This window comes from Kitasatospora sp. NPDC056531, from assembly GCF_042794375.1.
Taxonomy (GTDB): domain Bacteria; phylum Actinomycetota; class Actinomycetes; order Streptomycetales; family Streptomycetaceae; genus Kitasatospora.
Genome location: NZ_JBHTTU010000178.1, coordinates 1 through 1,896 on the forward strand (window position 1 = coordinate 1; position 1,896 = coordinate 1,896).

At 73.8% G+C, this 1,896-nt stretch carries 2 protein-coding genes; both read right to left on the reverse strand.

Features of this window, described 5'->3' with window-relative positions; translation table 11 throughout:
• Positions 1–308: 308 nt before the first annotated feature.
• Positions 309–1,151: an alpha/beta fold hydrolase gene (locus ACFQ87_RS43370; RefSeq protein WP_380616535.1), complete on the reverse strand. Its 843-nt coding sequence runs from the start codon at positions 1,149–1,151 to the stop codon at positions 309–311.
• Positions 1,152–1,155: 4 nt separating this feature from the next.
• Positions 1,156–1,797: a dihydrofolate reductase family protein gene (locus ACFQ87_RS43375; RefSeq protein ID WP_380616536.1), complete on the reverse strand. Its 642-nt coding sequence runs from the start codon at positions 1,795–1,797 to the stop codon at positions 1,156–1,158.
• Between the last annotated feature and the right edge of the window lie 99 nt (positions 1,798–1,896).

Consider the following 1,896-nt stretch of genomic DNA (forward strand, 5'->3'; position numbering starts at 1 on the left):
CGACGACGACGGCGCAGATCCAGTCCTGGGTGCGGAGCGCCTGCACCCAGGTGCCGACCACCGACGTGCTCGGCACGGCGCCGGCCGCAGCGCCGGCCGCCGGCGGCCGGGGGGCCGATGACGCCGCCGTCATCGGCCAGCAGCTCTACCTCTGCACGCACGCGGGCTGAGAACCGCCCCGGGAGGCCGACTTCACCGGCCCCCCGGGGCCCGGCGGCCGTAGCCCCGGGGCACCGGGTCCGCAATGGCTGGTGCTGACCGGCCTTCCGCCGGTCGGCCACTGTCGGGGCCTTGCCACCCGCCTTCCGCTATCCGAGCGTGAGCATCGCCTCGGTGACCTCGCCGACCGCCGCGTCGGGGATCGCGGTGGCGGCCTCCTCGAGGACGAGCAGCCGTGCCCCGGGGATCTCGCGCGCGATCGCCTCGCCGTTGCCGACGGGGAAGAACCGGTTGCGGCGGCCGTGGACGACGAGCGTGGGGACCTCGATCCCGGGCAGGCGCTCGCGCCAGCGGGGTGTGCAGTCCAGCCTGGAGAACACCGTGCCCATCTGGTTGGCCATCTGGACCGGGGGTGCGGTGCCGGGGGTGCGGTCCCAGATGCGCGCGGCGACGGCGCGCGCGGCGGCGGGGTCGTCGCCGAGGATCTCCGCGCCGGTGGCGGCGAACTCCGCAACCGCCTCGCGGTCGGTCCAATCGGGCATCGGACGCGCGAACAGGCGGCTCATCGTCGCCTGGTCGTGGTCGGGGAGGTCGTCGTCGGGTGGGCCGGGGGCGACCGCGCGGGTGCCGACCAGGGTGAGCGCGGAGAACGCGCCCGGATGGTCGAGCACGGCCACCTGGGCGACCATCCCGCCGACGCCGATCCCCGCGAGGTGCGCAGGCGCCCCGCCGAGCGCGTCGGCAAGGGCCGCGGCGTCGGCGGCGAGGCCGCGCAGGGTGTAGGCGGGTGCCTGCGGATCCGTCGTCGTCGACTCCCCGCTGTCGCGCAGGTCGTAGCGCACCACACGGCGCCCGCCGGCGGCGAGGCGCTCGCAGAGCGCGTCGGGCCAGGAGAGCATCGTCGTCCCGCCCGCGAGCAGGACCAGCGGCGCGTCGTCGCCACCGAACGACTCGATGCCCAAGGCGATCCCATCGGTGTTGACAGTGGTCATCGGATCACCGGAAGTCGTCGTGCCCGAGACCGCGGTCGGGGGCGCTCATGTCGCCCGTCCTGGGCGTGCCGTCGGCGAGCCCGTAGCGCAGGTACACGGTGCCCGTGGGGCCGGCCACCGGCGGCTCGAGGAGCGTGACGTTCGTGGGCACCGCGCCGTCGTCGAACACCTTCTTCCCGACGCCGAGCACGATCGGGTGCACCCATAGGTCGAGACGGTCGAAGAGCTTCTCCCGCAGGAGGGTCTGCACCAGGTTCAGGCTCCCGACGACCTTCACGTGCTCGTGCCGGTCGCGGATCTCGCGCACCGCGCCGGGCAGGTCCGGGGCGAGCTGCGTGGATCCGGCCCACGGGAGGTCGGGCGTGCCGCGGGAGGCCACGTACTTCGGGACGCGGTTGAAGAGCTCGGCGATCTCGCCGTCCTTCTGGTGCGGCCAGTAGGAGGCGAAGATGTCATACGTCCGCCGGCCGAGCAGGAGGGCGTCCGTACCCTCGTACGCGGCACCGATCTGCGCCCCGGTGACCTCGTTCAGCAGGGGCGCCTGCCAGCCGCCGAACGGGAACCCCACCGGGTCCTCGTCGGGTCCGCCGGGCGACTGCCCGACGAGGTCGAGGGTCGCGAACAGCTCGATGTGGATGAGGCCCATGTCTGCACTCCCGATGATTGGTCGTCCCGGTCGAGATGTAGACCTGTCGGGGCCGGAAAACTCATCGCCGCGCCGGCACCCGGATATCCGTACCCGGCG